Origin of the sequence: Pseudidiomarina halophila (genome assembly GCF_003987215.1) — a bacterium.
In the GTDB taxonomy this organism is placed as follows: Bacteria; Pseudomonadota; Gammaproteobacteria; order Enterobacterales; family Alteromonadaceae; genus Pseudidiomarina; species Pseudidiomarina halophila.
Genome location: NZ_PIPW01000001.1, coordinates 91,664 through 111,182, shown reverse-complemented (window position 1 = coordinate 111,182; position 19,519 = coordinate 91,664). Strand labels below are relative to the sequence as shown.

Sequence of the window (19,519 nt, the reverse complement as noted above, 5' to 3'; positions counted from 1 at the left end):
ATACACCAGGTCACGTGTTACGAGATGTTATACGCGGCACTCCCTCAGAAGCGGCGTTAATTTGTCGTCCTAAACAGAGTTGTATAACTTTTTCAAGAACCTTATCCGACCAACGTCGAGCTTGACCAGTCAGCCCTCGCCAAGCTACTGTTTTCGCTTTACTGACAACCCAGCAAGCCACCATGACCTTATTATTAATTGTTGCTGCTCTCGCCTATATCGCGCTGCTGTTTGCCGTTGCTCATTTTGGCGATAAAACCGGTTCCTGGGCCAATCGTCTGAGTTACCGGCCAACGGTGTACAGCATGTCGCTGGCGATTTACTGCACTTCGTGGACCTACTATGGTGCCGTGGGTAACGCTGCGAATTTTGGCTGGGCGTATCTGCCCATCTTACTCGGCCCATTTTTACTGTTTTTAGTGGGCTTGCCGCTGGTTGAGAAGCTAGTTTCGGTCAGTAAACAGCAAAATATCACTTCAATTGCCGACTTTATCGCTAGTCGCTATGGCAAACGCCAACGTCTGGCTCTGTTCGTCACTCTGATCGCAGCTCTGGCGACCATTCCTTACATTGCACTGCAACTTAAAGCCGTCGGACTGACATTTATGGTGCTGACGGAAAACACCACAGCGCTGACTGAGTTTTCCATTAACGAACTTGCCGCCGCCGCGATCATGGCGGTGTTTGCGATGCTATTCGGCACAAGGCATATCGAGGTTACTGAGTACCGGAACGGTATGATCCTGGCCATTGCCTTCGAATCGGCGGTGAAGCTCATAGCCCTGCTGGCAGCAGCCTGGTTCGCCTGGTCATTATTCAGCGACGTCTCGCCCATCACCATGTGGCAGACTCTCAGTCAGCCCGAGCGTCCTGAATGGTCCTGGCAGGCATTTACCCAGTTTGATTTCATTGTGCAGACCCTGATGGCAGCTGGCGTCATTCTCTGCCTGCCCCGGCAATTTCACGTAACAGTGGTCGACAACGTTAACATTGACCACTTACGCACCGCCCGTTGGGGCTTTCCGCTTTACCTGTTGCTGATTGCCGCAGCCATTGTGCCCATAGCTTTAACGGGGCAATTCTTTCTCGGTAACAGTGTCGATGCCTCAACCTACGCGCTGCAGTTGCCGCTATTACATGACCAGACCTGGCTTGCCGTCGTTATCTTTATTGGCGGTTTCTCTGCCGCTACAGCGATGGTTATTATCGCCTCAGTTACCCTTAGCACCATGATCACTAACGACGTGATCATGCCACTTATTTTGCAGCGCGGTCACCGCTTCCCCTTTGGTCTGCCAGCCGGACAACAGCAGACCGAAGTTCGCTCGTTCCAGGGCAGGTTGTTGTTGATCCGTCGTATCGCCATCGCCACCATCCTGCTGTTTGCCTATTTATGTTACTACCTGTGGGCAGCGAATACCGGTCTGGTCAGTATTGGCTTGCTGGCGTTCTCAGTGGTATTGCAGCTATTACCTGCCATCATCGGCGGCATGTACTGGCGCCGCGGACATGCGCGTGGTGTCTACGTAGGTCTTGGCGTGGGACTTATCGCCTGGTTATTCGCCGTGGCCGTACCCATGTATTTACCGCATGACCTCAGTGACAGCAGCGTTATCACTCAGGGCACCGTCATCAGCCTGGCGCTCAATACCGCAGCCTACATCATTTTCTCCTTACTGGCGCAACCACGACTGGTGGATCGCATTCAGGCGACCGCCTTCGTTAAACCTCGCATCGTGGTGCAGGAACACTCGATTGGCCGTCACCATCAGGCCACCAATGGCGATATGTTGTTACTGCTCAAAACCTTCGTCGGTAACGAGCGTACCAGCCAACTGCTGGCCTACTTCAGTGATGCACAACAGACCGTCATTAACGACACCAACAAAGATGATGTCGCCAGCCGTGAATTTATCGATTACGTCGAACGCGCCTTATCCGGTGTGCTTGGCGCAGCAACGGCCCGCTCGTTGGTCGAAGCAGCGTTACGCGACCGGCGACTGCATCTGGAAGAAGTTGTACACTTTTTTGATGACACCACACAAGCGCTGCAAACCCAGCAATCGATACTCTTTAGTTCATTAGAAAATCTTGCCCAGGGCATCAGTGTGGTCGACGCGGAACTACGATTGGTCGCCTGGAATAAACGCTATCTGGATCTGTTCGATTATCCCGAAGGCATGGTTAAGCCCGGCCAGCCGATCGCGACACTGGTACGCTACAATGCCGAGCGCGGTGAATGTGGTCCCGGAGAAATCGACGAACTGGTCAATAAACGCCTGAACTACATGCAAATGGGTTCGCCGCACCGGTTTATCCGCCGCCGTGGCGATGGACGGGTGATTGAGATGGTCGGTAACCCGCTGCCCAATGGTGGTTTCGTTACCAGTTTTACCGACATCACTGAACACGTCGAGACCGCCCAGGCACTTGAAGAAGCTAATATTGACCTCGAGCAGCGCATCAACGTGCGGCAGCGTAAAATCCGCGAAATCAATAACGAGCTGACCGAAGAGATTGACCGCCGCCGCAAAGTCGAAGTCGAGCTAAAGCAAGCCAAACAGGAAGCGGAAGAAGCCAATGCGTCAAAAACGCGGTTCTTAGCCTTAGCCAGTCATGACATTTTGCAACCGCTGAATGCGGCGCGCTTGTACTTGTCCGCAATGGAAGAGAAATCTTTGTCGCCACATAACTTGCAGCTCACCAGCAAACTCGATACCGCATTAGCATCAACCGAACACCTGCTCAGCACACTGCTGCAAATTGCCAAAATGGATCAGGGCGCGCTACAACCAAATTTCCGCCATGTGCAGCTTAGCAGCATTGTCCAGCCGCTGATTCACGAGTACGCTGTGCTTGCGCAACATCGCGGAATTGAGTTTAAAGTCCGTTGGCAGGATCAGGTGGTCTACACCGATCCGACCTATTTGCGCCGCATCATTCAGAACTTTCTCTCCAACGCGGTCAAATACAATCGCGAGCGCGGCAAGGTTTTGCTCGGTATCCGTAAACGTGGTGGGCAGTTGCAAATTGCCGTGTGGGATACGGGTTTTGGTATCACCCAACAACAACGGCATCGCATTTTCGACGCCTTTTACCGTGGCCAGAATACCCGGGTCGAAGGTGTGGGACTCGGCCTCAGCGTTGCCAAACGGATGAGTGAACAACTGCGTTGTGAACTTAAGTTAAAAAGTACCGAAGGCAAAGGCAGTTGTTTTTCAGTCACCGTGCCGCTGGGTTCAGCCAGCGAAGTTATCGCGCAAAGCTATGAGCGTGAACACGAAACTCCGACCGATGCCCTCACCCTGGTCTGCGTCGATGACGATCAGGAAAACCTTAATGCGCTACGGGCGCTGTTGGAAAAATGGGGGTGCACTGTGGAGACCTTTACCAGCAGCGACACTGTCCTCGAGTACGCACGTTCTCATGCGCGCCCGGATGGCATGTTGCTTGATTACCAGTTAAGTGATGATGAACACGATGGTTTGAGTCTTGCTAGCGCGCTAAGAGAGCACTGGGGACAAGCTGTTTCAGGGGCACTGGTCACCGCGATGCGTGATGATAGTGTGCGCAAAGAAGCACGGGCCTGTGGTTTACATTTTCTGGCTAAACCTATCAAGCCCGCGGCTTTAAAAGCATTGCTTCAACACTTACAGATTAACGCTCGGCGGTTGGACTAGCGACACAACGACCGCCCTGCAGTGTCAGCTGAGGACGTGGCAGAACCTCACAGGTACCAACAATGTCGTTTTCCTGCTGGAACCTGGTTTGCAGCGCACGATGCTCAGCAATCAATTCCAACAAAGCTTCTTCATCCAACGCAGTCGTTGAGTACGCCATGTAGTACTGCGGGCCACCGCACGGGCGGTGGCCAATTTCAGCTAAACGGCATTGCTCAAGGTTATCTGCGTACGCCATACCAATCATCGAGCGGATCTGTTGATCCAGCCCCGCGATCCGGCTTGTAAGCTCATCCAGGTTGTGTTCAACCGGCTCCTCAAAAGATCGTTCCCCAAGCTCATCACCCCTGGTTTGTTCACCTTGTTCCCCAGGCGTACAGCTAACCGTTACCCCACATACAAGTGCTAACATGCATCCATAAGTTAACAACTTCATAATACTCTATCCCTTAGTTTTTTGAACGAAATGACAACCTACGGAACGCTGCCAGCAACAGACCGATGAGTACGAAGCCAAAATGCCAACTTCCTGAACTTTCTGTGTCCGGCTCTGGCTGGCGACCCTCGGTCGGTGATACCACGACATTCACCGTTGCTGTATCCTCTAGCTCGCCGTCGCTCGCTATAAGCTCAAAACCAAGCGTTGAAATCGAGCTGACAATAGGCGCATTGAAACTAATACTCTCCCCCTCTGCCGCTGACAACGTAACTGATGGCCCTGAGGTCTGACGCCATGTGTAGGTTAATTCATCACCATCAGGGTCAGTACTCTCACTTGCACTTAACGTCACGGACTGTCCGCTCTCAGCGTCTGACGGTGTCGCACGGGCAAAGGCTTCTGGTGCCGAGTTAGCTCCGCGGAAGGTTACTGAAACCGTCGCTGTAGCTTCTAACAAACCATCAGATACCGTAACTTCGAATTCGGCGGTAGCTGAATCTTCAAGTTCCGGTACGACGATGCTTGCAACCGCCTCATTACTCGCTGCAATTTCAACATCGGGACCCGACAACTGCTGCCAGCTGAAGCTCAGAGTGTCACCGTCAGGATCGCTACTGCCGCTGGCATCAAGCTCGACAATAGCGTCGGCGTCCTGAGGAGCATCAATAGGCTCGATGGTTGCTACTGGCGGGTTATTCACCACAGTTACCTCGACGGTACCCGTTGTGGTAGATTGCCCTGAAGCATCAACACCGCGATAGGTAAAGCTGTCGGTACCAACAAAATTGGCAGCCGGCACATAGCGCAAGTTGTTGTTCGATAGCACTTCTACCGAACCATTACTGGCACTGGCTACAACTTCAACTGTAACATCACCGTCTGCGTCGATCTGTTGTGGCAGCACAGCGCTATAGCTATCTGAGCCAGAACTCACCGTTGCCAGCGTCAACAAGTCACGACCCGGGGCGGCAAACTCAGTGCTTAAATCGATGGTAACCGGCTCATCACGTTGGGTTTGCACCAGACGATCAGGCGCATCCGCGATGGTGTCAACGATCAAATCAAAGCTTATCTCAACCGCTGCACGCTCGCCGCGCTCAAGCATTGGCTGTAACACGGTAGCGTTACTTGGGTAACTTCCTATACCATCGAAGTAGCGCTGAATACCCAGATTACCGAGCGAGTCCGCTGCCGCTTGCGCACCAATGGTCAGATCCTGAGGCTCGTTGGTAGGCAAATCAATGTAATTAAAGTAAACATTATCTGTCCCCAACTCAATCCACAGCGAGAAGGTGTAGCGGTCGCCTGATTCATCGTCAAATTCGCGCACATTTGCAAACTCGATAACCAGATAGTCAGTAGTCCCGTCACCTAATACAGCGTAGTTAATCTGACCCCCACCAACACTTGTACCCATCTCCAGATCGGTCCAGAACGGTGCCCAGAAACCTGCTGTCCGTGAGCTGTCTGGAATTTGCTGGTTCGTCGCAGTACCGCTCATTGCAGCGGTTTGTTCACCGGCAGCAATAATACCGTTGGTCGAAATTGTCAGTGATTCATACAGCACATTGTCAAGATACACACCGCCTAAATCCGCAATTGAGAAGGTAAAGATGTTGTCATCACAACCGTCAGCACAAATTGAATTCGACGGTGCAGAGCCGGTCACTTCCTGAATCGTCTTGCCCGCGAAAAACTCGCTGTTCGCGACGGTAATCGACTTGATATTCTCTTCATCTGTCTGTGACCCGGTCCAGCTGATACTGCGTCCATCGGCCGCAAGACCTTTAGTGCTTGCAGTAGAACGGGTCTCAGTAAAGCTTAACGAACCATCGACCACCGTTGCGCCTTCTGGCAACTGCACATCAATAGTGACCGGATCACTGCTACTGCCAAGCGCGCCTTTCGCATTGATGGTGAAAGGTGTACCGACTTCAACGGTTCCGGCAGTATGCGCTACCGTAACAATGGCTTCGTTATCGGAGGATGAAGCATAAATTGCAACCGGCAAGCGCAGCGTTGGATGACTGCTGGCACTGCTGCTGACTAACACTTCAGCAAACGCCCAACCATCATTCAACCAACGGGAATCAAGCTCAAAGCTAATGTCTTTGCTCTCACCTGCAGCCAGATTAAAGATGGGTTCATCGATGACCGCCGACAGCTCAGGGTTTTCAGGATTGAACTCAACGGAGAAACTGACTTCCGCATCACCGGTATTGGTAAAGGTACGGGTGAATGAGCAACTCAACGAGCAGGCGTTATTTGCCAGCGATGCTTTATCGACGACGACGAAGCTATCTGCTGCTGCACTGACGTTCAAACGTCCTGCACCGCGATCAAATGGCGTTGTTGCCGAAATGGTGTCATCATCGCGCAAACCACTATCGGTAGAGGTCATCAGCAATGACTTAAGCTGATCAGGTGTCAACCCTGCACGTTGATCTAATAACAGCGCTGCTGCACCTGCGACATGAGGGGAAGCCATCGAAGTTCCCGACAAACTGCCCACGCTTCCACCAGGTACCGGTGCAAGGATATTGCTACCTGGCGCCGTGATATCTGGTTTCAGGAAGCTTGAGTCACCGTTCGGACCGCGTGAGCTAAATGAAGACATGCTGTCTTCCAGTTCTGCAATAATTCGTAATTCCGGAGCTTTAATAGTCGCTGTCGCTGAACTGCTCCATTCTGCGCGAATCGCATCGCCTGCTTGCTGAGTAATCATCACTGATGGCAAGGTTGCCGCATTCATGTTCATGGTCAGAATACCGGCTTCGTTGTTGTACACGATCATCGCATCAGCGCCAGCGTTTTGAACGTTGCTCGCTTTTTGCTCGAAGGTACAGGTGCCACGTTGAACCAACACGATTTGATTATCAAAGCTACCGGCCGGGAACGCCGAACAGGCAAGATTGTCACCAACATTACTGGCCAGTGCCAGTGACGCGCTGATGTCTTGTGAAATAGTAAAATTACCACTACCAATCACCGCGTTAACGTCGGGCAGACCCGCGGCGGCAACACTTGGACTGATATCGCGACCATGCTGACTACTGGCGACGGTCAAGCCGTCTTCGATACACCCCGGACAACCGATCGTACGGTCGCCAGGACCATCATTACCTGCTGCAGTCACCGTTAACACGCCAGCTTCACGCGCCGCGGCAAAGGCGGAGCGGTAAGGGCTATCTGCCGGGTCACCACCCGGACCACTGCCCCAGGAGTTATTGATGATATCTGCACCATCAGCGACCGCGTCTTCAAGTGCTGGAATCAGCTGTGAGCTGCTGCCGCTACCACGACCATCAGCATCGCTAAATAGAGCTTTGTAAACCATGATGTGCGCGCCTGGTGCGGCACCAGTCACATTTAAAGTTACCCCATTGCTGGTGAACGAGCCGGGGTTACCCGCAGCTGTGCCCGCAACGTGGGTACCGTGGCCGTTGTGATCCGCGGGCGTTTCGGTTTCATCTGGGTGCACCTCACCCGTTGGCTCGTACCAGCGTGCAACAATAATCTTGTCATTACAGAAGGTAGGCTCTGTGGTGCAATAATCAGCTTTGGTTGGGCGCGGGACACTTGGATGACCATTGTCTTCAAACAACGGATGATCCGGGTCAATACCACCATCGATAATAGCGATTTTGATGTCCCGTCCAGCTTGTGCCTGGCCGCCAAGTTCACTCCACACACCAGGTGCGCTGATTAAGTCCATCGAACTCGGGGTGGTGGCATAGTATTTCTTGTCTTCGTAGACACGCTTCACACCGGGTACTTGTTGCAGCTGTGCGATCAACGCCTGTTGATCCGCTACTTTACCGGGCATTTCAACGACCATACCGTTGAAGGTCAGGGTCAGATGGTGCTTGGCGTCCAATTGACCAACACGCGCTTTAAGGCCGCGTAAAACTTCATTTTGCTTACTCAGCAAATGTTGCTGATAAGTTTTAACCGGCTGTGAACCGAGCTGCAAGCGTTCGTTTTTGGTGGCCAGCGCTGAGGTCGGTTCAAAGCCAGCAATGCCGCCCTTGTAGACTGCTGCAGCCGGCTCATCCAGCTCAACAATGAAGCGGGTCACATCATATTTCTTGACCATCCGCTGCGCCAGTGAGGATTTTTTTTCAACTGTATGTTGCTGAATCAATTCTGGCGACTGCATGGTCTGTGTGCGCAGTTGTTGCGCCACAGCAGCCGTTGCCGTCAACGAAGACAACACAGCAAGCGCGACCACTGCTGGTCGCATAACCCGAGTTACATCTTTCATCTTCCTACCTTCCTGTTCTATCGTTTTTATCGATCAACAATACCACGCCATGAAAGGATCAGGTACAGAAAGTGTGTAAAGAATGTTACAAAACTTAACAGAATTTAACTGACGGGCGCTTCCAGCTGCAGTCGCTCGGCTAGCAATACTGCCTGGGTGCGGCTGTACACACCGAGTTTGCGGAAAATAGCTGTGATATGAGCTTTTACAGTAGCTTCGGTAATATTTAATTGGTAGGCAATTTGTTTGTTCAACAGACCTTCGTGTAGCAGATACAGTACACGATATTGTTGCGGGGTGAGGTCGGCCACTTTGCGAGCCAGTTGCTGATCTTCATCACTGACGCGATCAAGACGTCCGCGCAAGCCCTCCGGCACCCAGGTATCGCCTTGCAGAATAGCATCGATGGCTTCAGCAATATGCGCCGATGACAGCGATTTAGGAATAAAACCAAGCGCACCAAAGCCAATACACTTGGCCACTACGTTGGCATCTTCAGAGCCCGAGATCACCGCGACGGGCAATAACGGGAAATCCTCACGAATGCGAATTAACCCGTACAGATCGCCGCTGCCCGGCATGTGCAAATCAAGCAGCAGCAAGTCAACATCATCATCTTCGTTGAGCGCAGCTAAGGTCGCCTCGAGATCACCGGCTTCCCGTAATTCAAGTTCCGGATAATGATTCGCGAGCGCACCTTGCAGTGCCTCGCGAAACAATGGGTGATCATCAGCAATTAAGAATTTAGCCATCGGGCTCAACTACCAACTCGTTATTTGATATTGGTTACCGGTTATCGGTTATTCGCGATTAAGGCGATTATCTATCAGCGAATCTACCACACTTGGATCAGCCAGCGTAGAGGTGTCGCCGAGATTTTCGAACTCGTTGGCAGCAATCTTACGCAAAATGCGACGCATGATTTTCCCCGACCGCGTTTTCGGCAGATCCGGTGCCCAATGGATGAAATCTGGCGTGGCAATCGGGCTAAGTTCTTTGCGCACCCAATCCCGCACTTCTTTCGTCAGCTCATCGCTCACCTCAGTACCCGACATGGCAATCAGATAGACATAAATCCCCTGGCCTTTCAGGTCGTGTGGATAGCCCACAACTGCGGCTTCAGAAATCGCCGGATGCTCCACCAGCACGCTCTCAATTTCAGCTGTACCTAAACGGTGGCCAGAAACATTCAGCACATCATCGACACGCCCGGTGATCCAGTAATAACCGTCTTCGTCACGACGGGCCCCGTCACCAGTAAAGTACAGATTTTTATAAGCAGAAAAATAAGTTTGCTCGAAGCGCTCATGGTCACCCCACAGCGTCCGCGACTGTCCCGGCCAGGAATCTTTAATCACCAGATTACCGTTCACAGCGCCTTCAAGTTGCTCGCCGTCGGCATTAACTAACCCCGGTTGCACCCCAAAGAAAGGCCGTGTCGCCGAGCCGGGTTTAAGCTCAGTCGCCCCCGGCAATGGCGTGATCATGATGCCGCCCGTTTCGGTCTGCCACCAGGTATCGACAATCGGGCAACGACCATCACCCATCACCTTGTGGTACCACTCCCAGGCTTCGGGATTAATCGGCTCGCCAACTGACCCCAGGGTGCGCAGCGACGAACGGTCGCTGGTCTCCGCCGCGGCAGTACCTTTTGCCATCAACGCCCGGATCGCGGTAGGTGCGGTATAAAGAATATTCACTCCATGCTTATCGATCACTTCACCAATCCGGCCAATGCCCGGATAGGTTGGCAAACCTTCAAACACCAAAGTGGTCGCGCCATTGGCCAGCGGGCCATAAACAATATAGGTGTGACCGGTGATCCAACCTACATCGGCAGCGCACCAGTAGACATCATCTTCATGGTAATCAAATACATATTCGTGCGTCATCGACGCCCAAACCATGTAACCGCCGGTGGTGTGCAGGACGCCCTTCGGTTTGCCCGTCGACCCTGAGGTGTAAAGAATAAACAGTGGATCTTCCGCGTTCATAACCTCCGGCTGACACTCCGTGGGCACATCTTTCACCAATTGATCCCACCAGACATCAAGCTGGTCATCAAAACCTACATCGCCATGGGTAACTTTCGCCACCACTACGTGTTCAACGGTCGGACAACGGTTGTCTTTCAGGGCTTCGTCGACGTTAGCTTTCAATGCTGTGGTTTTACCACCGCGACGGCCTTCATCCGCTGTGATCACTACTTTCACGCCGCAGTCATTGACGCGATCAGCAATGGCATTCGGCGAAAAGCCACCAAAAATCACAGTATGCACAGCACCAATACGGGCACAGGCCAACATCGCATAGGCGGCTTCCGGCACCATTGGCATGTAAATCGCCACCCGATCGCCTTTCTCTACGCCCAGTTTTTTCAGACCATTAGCGAAGCGCGAAACTTCCGTGTACAGCTGTTGGTAACTGATTTCTTCACTGACCGAAGGGTCATCCCCTTCCCAGATGATTGCGGTTTTGTCGCCACGCTCAGCTAAATGCCGATCAACACAGTTGTAGCAGGCATTCAGCGTGCCATCCTCAAACCACTTGATGCTGACATCGCCCGGCGCAAAACTGGTATTTTTCACTTTGTCATAAGGGCTAAACCAACTGATACGCTGCCCCTGCTCGCGCCAGAACCCCTCAGGATCATCAACACTTTGTTGGTACATCTCAAGGTAACGCTCATTATCAATGTGGGCGCGGCTCTTCGCTTCCGCCGGCACCTTGTATACGTTCTGCTGCATAAATCCTCCTGAAAATTCGTGCGCTTCGCTGTTCGTTGTTCGTGCGCTTCGCTGTTCGTACGCACTTCGTGCTTCTCGTTAACTGATATTAATTCACGAATAGCGAGCAAAGCGAGCGTTCGAACAGCGAAGCGTACGAGAAACGAATAACGCTTTTGTATTTTGTCTTTTGCATACCTTCAGTTATTCGGGCGCGGGCGACCATTAGACCATAGTCTAGATTGATTATTTCCCTCAACCATTCGATGCTTTTTCACGCAATAGCTAATCATTTAAGGAGCACCGCAATGCTGCACAAAACTCTAACCAAATCGCTGATTGCCAGTGCCGTAGTGGGCGGTCTCGCCATGGTACCAGCCCACGCTGCTGAACCCGAGTGGGATTTCAGCGGTTACATTAAACTTGATGCATTCATGTCAGATTATCAAGATGGCACCGCCCCGGATAGTGGTTTCATCGGCCGCCAGTTCTATATCCCAAGTACTACTCCCGTTGCCGGTAACGGTGACGACATTGTGACTGATGTACACGCCCGGCAATCGCGTTTCTATTTTGACATCAGCCAGGATCTCGACAACGGCGAAACCGTCAAAGCCCGGCTGGAACTCGACTTTATGACAGTGCCAGTGGGTGATGAACGTATCACCAATTCTTATGCGCCACGCTTACGCCAGGCGTATTTCACCTACAGTAACTGGTTGGTGGGACAAGCCTGGTCAAACTTCCAGAATTTAGCCATTTTGCCCGAGTCCGTTGATTTTATCGGTGCGACCGATGGCATCATCTTCATGCGCCAGCCACAAGTGCGTTACACCCAGGGCGGCTTCAGCGTCTCGGCCGAGAACCCGGAAACTACGGTCACGCCGTTTGGTGGCGGTGGCCGTATTACCTCAAGCGATGGCTTAATGCCCGACCTGACCGCGAAGTATGTCGGCAAATCCGGTGCGTTCAGCTACAGTATTGCCGGCTTGGTGCGCCAGCTCAGACATGACGTGGAAGGCGATGGCAATGACGAAACCGCAACCGGTTACGGCGTTTCTGTGGGAGCGAAATGGCAACTTGGCAAGAATGATATTCGCGCCTCGTTCCAGACCGGTTCTGGTTTTGGTCGTTACTTAGGACTTAACCTGTTCAACGGCGCCGTGATTGACGCCAATGGCGACCTGGAAGCTATCGATTCATCGGGCGTGACGCTGGCTTACCGCCATGTCTGGAACGACACCACGCGCACCAACCTGGTGTACAGCCGGGGCTGGGCCGACAACGATGTCACCTTAACCGGCAGCGCCGTGACTGAATACACTCAGCGTATCGGTGCTAACTTTATGTATTCACCGGTACAAAATGTCACTTTTGGTGCTGAATTGTCACGCGCGACCCGCGAAACTGAAGCTGGCGCCGACGGCGATATGACGCGCCTGCAGTTTATGGCGATGTACAGCTTCTGAGAAAACAAGAGCGCTGGTGGATATTAGTTAGTGGTTATTGGTTATTGGTTGCAATAACTAATATCTGATAACCACTAACGCAGTTGCTCTTACAGGTTTTTCAGTGGCACTGGGCGGCCGAAGTAATAACCCTGCATATAATTACAACCCAGATCCGTAACAAACTCCGCTTGCTGGGGCGTCTCGATGCCCTCAGCAAGTACCGCGAAATCCAGACTCTGGGCAATTTTAATCACGCTATCAATCAACACCCGGTCACTCTTGTGGTGCCGGATACCAGCGATGAAGCTGCGGTCAATTTTAACCGTATCTATCGGCAGACGTTTCAGGTAACTCAGGCTTGAGAAGCCGGTACCGAAATCATCAAGGGCAATCGTCAGGCCATGCTGACGCAACCTCTGCAGCCGTTCGATCGCGTACTGGGTACCTTCCAGTAGAATCGATTCCGTCAGTTCCAGCTCCAACCATTGCGCATGGCAACCAGTTTCCGCCAGCGTATGCAAAACGAAGTCGACAAAGTTAGCGCGATTAAAGTGTAACGCGGAGACATTGACCGACATGCGAAATTTGCTTTCTCGCTGCTGTAATTTCACTGCATCCTGACAGGCGCGGCGGAACACCCATTCACTCAGGGGAACAATTTGTCCGGTCATTTCTGCCAGCGGAATAAACTCGCTTGGCGGGATATAGCTGCCATCAGCTTGCTGCCAGCGCAATAACGCTTCCACTTGTATTGCCCGCTGATCATTACAACGCACAATCGGCTGATAATGGAGTTCAAGCTCATCCTGCTCAATTGCTTCCTGCAAACTACTGCGCATGGCTGTCGTCGAAAGCAAGCGTTGCGCCATACTCTTGTCGTATTCCTGCACGTGGTTATAGCCCAGCCGTTTTGCCTGATGCATGGCCATATCTGCACGCTGAATTAATTCCAGCGGCGTACGCACATCACCGGTCTGGTGCGCGACACCGACACTGGCTGTCAGATAGATTTTGTGTTCATCAATGAGGTACGGCTGGGCAACAGTCAGCATGATATCCTCGGCCAGCGTGCTCACCCGTTCCGGGAAGTTGACTGCGCCCTGCAGCACCATAATAAATTCATCACTGGCAAAGCGCGCCAGCTCGCTGCGCCGCGGTTGCTGGCCTTGCAGACGCTCAGCCAACTGCACCAGAATCGCGTCACCCACGTGTAAGCCAAGGCTATCGTTGATCAGGGTAAAACCATCGAGATCAATAAAGAGTACGGTCACGTCCTGACTATCATGAAAATGTCTGCCAATGTACGCTTCAATGCTGCTGCGGTTCATCAAGCCAGTTAATGCGTCATGATGGGCCTGATAAAACAGCTGACGGCCCTGCACCTCCAGGGTGACGTTACGCTCAACCGCGAGCACCACGAGTAACACCAGGCCTATGCCACCAACCACAATCAGCATTTGCAGGTTCGAGGTCTCCTGCAGATTGTCCAGCTGGTAAAGGTAGGCCATAACAGGCACACCCCTGCTGTAGTACATATCCATGGTACCCAGTTCAAGCCGGATCGCTGTTTCTTCAAGATAGTTACGGGTCGTCTCGCTGACCCAGAAACCAGAGCGATCCATCCAGATACCGGGCATAACCTCGGTGTAGGTTTCAATATCAGTTTCTACTGCGCTGACCAGGCTCGAGTTGAGCATCGCGCGGACATCCAGTATGGCTAGTAAGGAATACACACCGGTATCAATTTCACCTGGCGATTCCACAAAATCGACACCGACCCGGACAATAATCTTGGCGCTCAACTCATCCACCGCGAACATTGGCACAACGATTTCTGGCACCTGCGGATTTTTCTCAAGCGCTTCTCGTACCACGGGGTCAGTCATGACTTCGTCCATGTAGCTGGAGCGGGATGGTTTTAAGCGCTCGAAAACAACTTCGTTATCCGGCGAAACCAGTAACAAAGCCTCCAAAGCTTCGATGTGCTGTAGATAGGCATTGATGTCGACTTCCATCAAGCGGGAGTGTGCAGCGTAAGGATAAAGCTCCCAGCGCTCGCCCAAGCGTTGAAACAGCTTAATATGAGTTTCACCCAAAGCAATACGACTATCACGCAGTTGTTTAATGGTGCGATCGCCCTGGATTTTTAAATCTGACATTTCCGTATGGAACATACCAATGCCGAAAGCAAGCACCAAAAACACCGCAAGTGAAGTAAATCTGGCCGACGCAGCTGACAATTTCGGTAACGGCCGCCGGCCGCGGTAACTGACGCTGTAGATCGCCACCCCGGCAAGTATGCCGGCAACACAAATCACCAGGCTTCCGGTTGGATGCTTGGCAAGTATCGGTGATTTCAGAATGAGGTGCAGTAACAAAACACCAAAAGACAAGCTGGCAACAAGCAGCGCATAGCCCGCGCTAATTTTTATCACTTCCTGCTGCCACGCACGGCGTTGATCGGCTGGCGGGAAGATAGGTATCAGGCTAAGCGTGAGCGGCAGAAATATCAGATACACGTATGGCGGAATTTGTGCGTCGAAGCTATCAAACAGGCTACCCATGCTGCCGTCAATAACTGCCAAAACGGCAATGCCGCCAAGCAAAGAAGAGAGACGCCGATAATTAACCCTATCGCGCTTATAGCTACGCAATAAAACACTGGCACCAATAGCAATCATCATCACCTGAAATGATGAGCTGATGGAGTGGTACAGTAATTGTTGTGTTGGTTCGAGCAGGCGATACCCGAAGATTAGTGCGCCAGCAAAAAACAGTGCCGTCGCCGTCACCAGCTGTAAAACAGCTCTAGCCTGCAAGTCAGTATTTATTATATTCATCGGCCAGTTGTCTATACGTTTTTGTTAACGTTCAAGCCATATAAACACACTTTTTTAAGGTTGAATAGCGCTTTTAATTTAAGCGAAAGCTTAACCAAAGCACTTTCAAACGGCTTAAATTTCGTCCAACTCGCCAAGTTCGTCCGTTGACAACTGCTCCAACCAGAACAGAAGTGTCGTATTTACTGGGCTGTAAAGTAACTGCGCCGGGTTAATAAATGTCACTGAAAAAAAGCCTCGAAATGTCACAGAGAAATCATTTATACTTCACAATACTAAAACATTCTAAGCGTTTGGAATAATAAGAATAACAAAGGGAAATCAAGACTATGCTCATCCTGAGTCGGAAGGTCGGAGAATCATTAAAGATTGGTGATGATGTCACCATTACCATTGCGGAAGTGCGTGGCTCGCAGGTGCGAATCCAAATTGAAGCACCGCGCGAAGTGGCGGTGCATCGTGAGGAAGTCTACTACCGAATTCAGCAGGAATTAGCCGAGCAGAACAACTAAACCCGTAGCCCGTAGTTCTACTACGGGTCTAAGCGTCCATCACCTCAATACCCATACAAACCCTTACGCCAATAGCCATGTAAAAGCACATGCCGCCCAAGAGTGATGCAAACACAAAAAGCGGCACTCGCACAGGGTACATCCTCCTTAATTTAGGAGGTAAGCACTAACACAGCCTCGTTGTAATTATGTTTATTGTTTAAGGAATAAACGTATACCCCCTTCATAAAGTAAAAGCAGCTCAACGACAAGTAGCCAACGCTAGAACACCTTGATCTCAAGGCTTTCGCCCAAAGGTAATAGGGAGTACGCAAATTCACCGAAAAAGATAAGCGAGGTTCCAGATGCAAGTAGCAGTGGTCGGAGCGAATGGGAAAATAGGTCAACAGCTCGTGGAGTTGTTGCAGGATAATGCGGAGCACGAGGTTGTGGCGCTGGTGCGCAAAGAAGAGCAGCAACAGCAATGGCAGGAAAAAGGCGTAGAAGCGCGTCTGGCGGATCTGGAGGGGACGGTGGCGCAGCTGGAAGATGCTTTAGCAGGCGTTGACGCCGTCGCCTTTACCGCAGGATCGGGAGGCAATAGCGGTGACGATAAGACGTTGCTCGTCGATCTCGATGGCGCAGTGAAAACCATGGAAGCCGCGCAAGCCACAGGTGCTAAGCGCTTTGTGATGGTCAGCGCCTGGCAGTCCAACAACCGCGAGAACTGGGCAGATGAGCTCAAGCCCTACTACGCCGCCAAGCATTACGCCGATCGCGAGCTGATGCGCAGCGGTTTAGAGTGGACCATCGTCCGACCCGGCGCGCTCACCGATGACAAAGGCACCGGACGGGTCGACATTGGCGAGCATCTGCCCGCCGGCAAGATACCGCGCGAAGATGTGGTTCACGTGCTGCTGGGCTGCCTGACGACCGACGGCATGGTCGGCAAAGCGTTTGATGTGATGTCTGCGGATTAAACTTGTGTTAAATCGATGGCCCGCAATGATGCTGCGGGCTACGATACTCCGTTTGTTTACACGGTACCTAAAAACTCGTCGGCAGACTGGAACCCTTCACGTTTCTGACAAATTTTAAACAGCCGGAAAAGCTTCTTAGCTGTAGCGTTACCATTGCGGCTGACCATTCGGCGTAATCCTGACTCTTCCACTTCGAGCTCTTTAGCGACATCGCTAAAGGCCTGAGTTCCATTTAAGTAGTCGCGCAGCAACGCATTACCTACGGCAATATCGTTTTCGAGATACGATTCTAATGCTTCTAGCAGTAACGCCTTGCGGTACTCTGGATCCTTGCAAAGTTCCATAACTGTTTCTTTGAATTCACGTGTTAAAGCCATACATTTACCTTCACCCGATTATCTTTTAACGAAATTAACCAGTCTTGAAATGGGCTTCTGCCGGCCTCGTCCGTGTATTCCTGAGCTTTACGCTCAACAGTTGGTGCAGCTCTCATGCTAAGTCCTTTTACGCATAACGGGAATATAATACCATTTATGGTATTATTCAACTCCTTTACAAAAATAAACTTCAAAGTGAAAAAACGGTAACCGGTAAAGGTCAGCGCGCCAGCCTAACTTACGGAAGGCGAAGCTACTGATTGATTGATGCCCAATGTGTTATTTCTTAATGAGGCAATACGGACCGGCCACCGTAATTGTCGCTTAATATTTGAAGTGCCTTAATTCATCTTAAGTACGCAACTTTACTTAAGTACGTTAAGTGTGAATTGCATACAAACTGCCTGATGCCAAGCCTCTGTAAAATTCTCCCGCAATTGAAGCTTCCGTTTTGAATTCGCTAACCTATAAACGCGCTCTAGAGAAACCAGTCGTTCACGCCATCCATATTCTATTGCTAAACGCATTGGGTGCTTATCAGGACTCGCCAGAAACCATACATCTTGATCTGCTAAGAAATGCGCTTGAGTCAAAAGGTGAAGTTCTCCCGCATCAACTTCACCAATGCCCGGTAACGCCATTGATGCAACCACAATATCTTCGTCGGTAGGACTAAAGATTTGCATCCTTTCGCGAATAAGCCCTTCATCAATGTTTTGCCACGGATCACGGTTCTGTGCACCTGTTTGCGTTTCTTGGACACACATTTCAACTGTAGCTAGACTTAAACATCCAAGCATTTCATTAAGAATCGATGCACGATGCGCTTCGATAATTACGTTAGTGTCGACTAAAATCAGGTCTTCCCTCTCCATCTGTTACTCCCTTACCTACATATCGAATGGTGCGTCCATGCCATGTTGGTGATATGCATCGTGTAATGCATCTATCGAAATGCCAAGTAACGTCGCTACGCGACGAACGGAGATAAGCCCATGCTCGATACCTTTCGCTATCACGGACAAATAGGAGTGGCTCATTAATGAATGAGGTTTTAGGTTTTCAGCATCACCATTACCTGGCTCTCGCTCTTGTTTCAAAAGATGCTGTGCATCGGCATTCGTTAAATTCCCCAGAGAAACTAATCGCCAAACAAGCGCATCAAATGAAACCTCGAAATTATTGGCAACGGACGTTAACGATTCTAGCGTAATATCGTCGGTTATCGCTGTTTGCAACGAATCGGATGGCATAAGTAACGCGCCAGCAAAGGCATCAGCAAGCTGTTCAGTTCGCGAGCGTTTGCTATTTCGATTGAGCTTCACTCGGTCGATGTGCATAGGCTTCATCGTTCGCCACGTCAAGCAATGAAAAAGCTCGTGGGCTTTGTCAAAGTTACGCCGACCGCGGACTTGCTTTGCGTTTATCACTGCCAACAACGCTTCATCAGAAACCATCGCTGCGCCTGAAATAAAATCTGGCAGCTCAAGGTAGATACAGTCAATGTTCAAGACTTCGTAGAGTTTGTTCAGAACTTTACCAGGATATGGACCAAGGTCATGCTCAAGCACTAGTCTTTCGGCCGCATTTTGCGCGTCTTCGTAAGAGTTTTTCTCGCCCAAGGGTAGAGACGAGACTGAAGCTGGCGCAATGTTGAGCTTTCGTCGTAAGGTCGTCAACAGATTAATAATATTGCGTCCGCGCTGCTCAAACTCAGCAAAGGCTGTATGTTCATCATTAGTCCGCCAGCTAAACTCAACATCTACAGCAGGCTCAAATGCATCGAGAAATGCCGTCGGTTTAACATTCAAAATTTCAGCGAAGCGAATAAGTTCTTTGGGCTTGACCATACGCTCACCACGCTCAATATCTGAAAGTGTCTGCCGCTGGTTAAACGCCATTAATTCACTCAGCTCTTGTTGCTTTAGGCCACGAGCCTTTCGGAAGTAGTTAATTCGCTGCGATATCAGTTGTTGCTGTTCGGTGTGACGATCCATGTGTGCTACCTGAAGAAAATTTAAACATATTATACCTTGCATATTTAATTATGCAAGATTGTTCTCGCTGAGATGATTTCGGTGCCACCGAACAGGCATTCCGCCCAAACAATTAACGCAAGCGGTTCATCAATTCTACGAATAACTGCTGCTTAGAATGGGGGTATTACAATCTGCAGCTTGCGCCGCAAACGTCGCGTTGGATGGCAGTAACAATACGGCCGAGAAGAAAGACTAATGCATAAACAACGACAATATTATGGAGTGAAATTTC

Annotated in this window: 12 protein-coding genes; 4 read left to right on the top strand and 8 right to left on the bottom strand. The window is 51.0% G+C overall.

Annotated features, from left to right (window positions below):
* Positions 1 to 182: 182 nt before the first annotated feature.
* Complete coding sequence (locus CWI69_RS00455) at positions 183 to 3,680, top strand: PAS domain-containing hybrid sensor histidine kinase/response regulator (protein WP_126760923.1); 3,498 nt, start codon at positions 183 to 185, stop codon at positions 3,678 to 3,680.
* Here the strand turns inward: CWI69_RS00455 and CWI69_RS00450 are convergent.
* From CWI69_RS00450 to acs, 4 genes are all read right to left on the bottom strand, one after another.
* The gene (locus CWI69_RS00450) at positions 3,658 to 4,116 is read right to left on the bottom strand and encodes a hypothetical protein (RefSeq protein WP_126760921.1); all 459 of its coding nucleotides are present in this window, start codon (positions 4,114 to 4,116) and stop codon (positions 3,658 to 3,660) included. The genes CWI69_RS00455 and CWI69_RS00450 overlap by 23 nt on opposite strands.
* Positions 4,117 to 4,129: 13 nt before the next feature.
* Positions 4,130 to 8,383 carry a S8 family serine peptidase gene (locus CWI69_RS00445; RefSeq protein ID WP_126760920.1) on the bottom strand — a complete coding sequence of 1,418 codons (4,254 nt, stop codon included), beginning with the start codon at positions 8,381 to 8,383 and terminating at the stop codon, positions 4,130 to 4,132.
* A gap of 104 nt (positions 8,384 to 8,487) precedes the next feature.
* Complete coding sequence (locus tag CWI69_RS00440; protein WP_126760918.1) at positions 8,488 to 9,135, bottom strand: response regulator; 648 nt, start codon at positions 9,133 to 9,135, stop codon at positions 8,488 to 8,490.
* 48 nt (positions 9,136 to 9,183) lie between these two features.
* Positions 9,184 to 11,130: an acetate--CoA ligase gene (gene acs, locus CWI69_RS00435; RefSeq protein ID WP_126760916.1), complete on the bottom strand. Its 1,947-nt coding sequence runs from the start codon at positions 11,128 to 11,130 to the stop codon at positions 9,184 to 9,186.
* A gap of 287 nt (positions 11,131 to 11,417) precedes the next feature.
* Here acs and CWI69_RS00430 point away from each other — a divergent pair, with 287 nt between their 5' ends.
* The gene (locus CWI69_RS00430) at positions 11,418 to 12,578 is read left to right on the top strand and encodes a DcaP family trimeric outer membrane transporter (protein WP_126760914.1); all 1,161 of its coding nucleotides are present in this window, start codon (positions 11,418 to 11,420) and stop codon (positions 12,576 to 12,578) included.
* 89 nt (positions 12,579 to 12,667) lie between these two features.
* On the opposite strand, the gene CWI69_RS00425 is transcribed toward CWI69_RS00430, so the two are convergent.
* On the bottom strand, positions 12,668 to 15,400 hold the full coding sequence (locus tag CWI69_RS00425; protein ID WP_126760912.1) for a putative bifunctional diguanylate cyclase/phosphodiesterase: 2,733 nt from the start codon (positions 15,398 to 15,400) through the stop codon (positions 12,668 to 12,670).
* Between the two features lie 329 nt (positions 15,401 to 15,729).
* On the opposite strand from CWI69_RS00425, the gene csrA reads away from it, so the two are divergent.
* Both csrA and CWI69_RS00415 read left to right on the top strand, forming a co-directional pair.
* Positions 15,730 to 15,912: a carbon storage regulator CsrA gene (csrA, locus tag CWI69_RS00420; RefSeq protein ID WP_126760910.1), complete on the top strand. Its 183-nt coding sequence runs from the start codon at positions 15,730 to 15,732 to the stop codon at positions 15,910 to 15,912.
* 344 nt (positions 15,913 to 16,256) lie between these two features.
* On the top strand, positions 16,257 to 16,871 hold the full coding sequence (locus CWI69_RS00415) for an SDR family oxidoreductase (protein WP_126760908.1): 615 nt from the start codon (positions 16,257 to 16,259) through the stop codon (positions 16,869 to 16,871).
* A gap of 56 nt (positions 16,872 to 16,927) precedes the next feature.
* Here the strand turns inward: CWI69_RS00415 and CWI69_RS00410 are convergent, their stop codons facing one another.
* From CWI69_RS00410 to CWI69_RS00400, 3 genes are all read right to left on the bottom strand, one after another.
* Complete coding sequence (locus tag CWI69_RS00410; protein WP_126760906.1) at positions 16,928 to 17,248, bottom strand: hypothetical protein; 321 nt, start codon at positions 17,246 to 17,248, stop codon at positions 16,928 to 16,930.
* 365 nt (positions 17,249 to 17,613) lie between these two features.
* Positions 17,614 to 18,123, bottom strand: coding sequence for a hypothetical protein (locus CWI69_RS00405; RefSeq protein WP_126760904.1), 510 nt, complete (start codon positions 18,121 to 18,123; stop codon positions 17,614 to 17,616).
* A 15-nt stretch (positions 18,124 to 18,138) separates the two neighbouring features.
* Positions 18,139 to 19,245, bottom strand: a complete 1,107-nt coding sequence (locus tag CWI69_RS00400) for a helix-turn-helix domain-containing protein (RefSeq protein WP_198678859.1) — start codon at positions 19,243 to 19,245, stop codon at positions 18,139 to 18,141.
* Positions 19,246 to 19,519 lie beyond the last annotated feature (274 nt).

Bases quoted from the DNA above. Each gene is read 5' to 3' on its own strand.
- CWI69_RS00455 (WP_126760923.1), top strand. From the start codon at position 183: ATGACCTTATTATTAATTGTTGCTGCTCTCGCCTATATCGCGCTGCTG.
- CWI69_RS00450 (WP_126760921.1), bottom strand. From the start codon at position 4,116: ATGAAGTTGTTAACTTATGGATGCATGTTAGCACTTGTATGTGGGGTA.
- CWI69_RS00445 (WP_126760920.1), bottom strand. From the start codon at position 8,383: ATGAAAGATGTAACTCGGGTTATGCGACCAGCAGTGGTCGCGCTTGCT.
- CWI69_RS00440 (WP_126760918.1), bottom strand. From the start codon at position 9,135: ATGGCTAAATTCTTAATTGCTGATGATCACCCATTGTTTCGCGAGGCA.
- acs (WP_126760916.1), bottom strand. From the start codon at position 11,130: ATGCAGCAGAACGTATACAAGGTGCCGGCGGAAGCGAAGAGCCGCGCC.
- CWI69_RS00430 (WP_126760914.1), top strand. From the start codon at position 11,418: ATGCTGCACAAAACTCTAACCAAATCGCTGATTGCCAGTGCCGTAGTG.
- CWI69_RS00425 (WP_126760912.1), bottom strand. From the start codon at position 15,400: ATGAATATAATAAATACTGACTTGCAGGCTAGAGCTGTTTTACAGCTG.
- csrA (WP_126760910.1), top strand. From the start codon at position 15,730: ATGCTCATCCTGAGTCGGAAGGTCGGAGAATCATTAAAGATTGGTGAT.
- CWI69_RS00415 (WP_126760908.1), top strand. From the start codon at position 16,257: ATGCAAGTAGCAGTGGTCGGAGCGAATGGGAAAATAGGTCAACAGCTC.
- CWI69_RS00410 (WP_126760906.1), bottom strand. From the start codon at position 17,248: ATGGCTTTAACACGTGAATTCAAAGAAACAGTTATGGAACTTTGCAAG.
- CWI69_RS00405 (WP_126760904.1), bottom strand. From the start codon at position 18,123: ATGGAGAGGGAAGACCTGATTTTAGTCGACACTAACGTAATTATCGAA.
- CWI69_RS00400 (WP_198678859.1), bottom strand. From the start codon at position 19,245: ATGGATCGTCACACCGAACAGCAACAACTGATATCGCAGCGAATTAAC.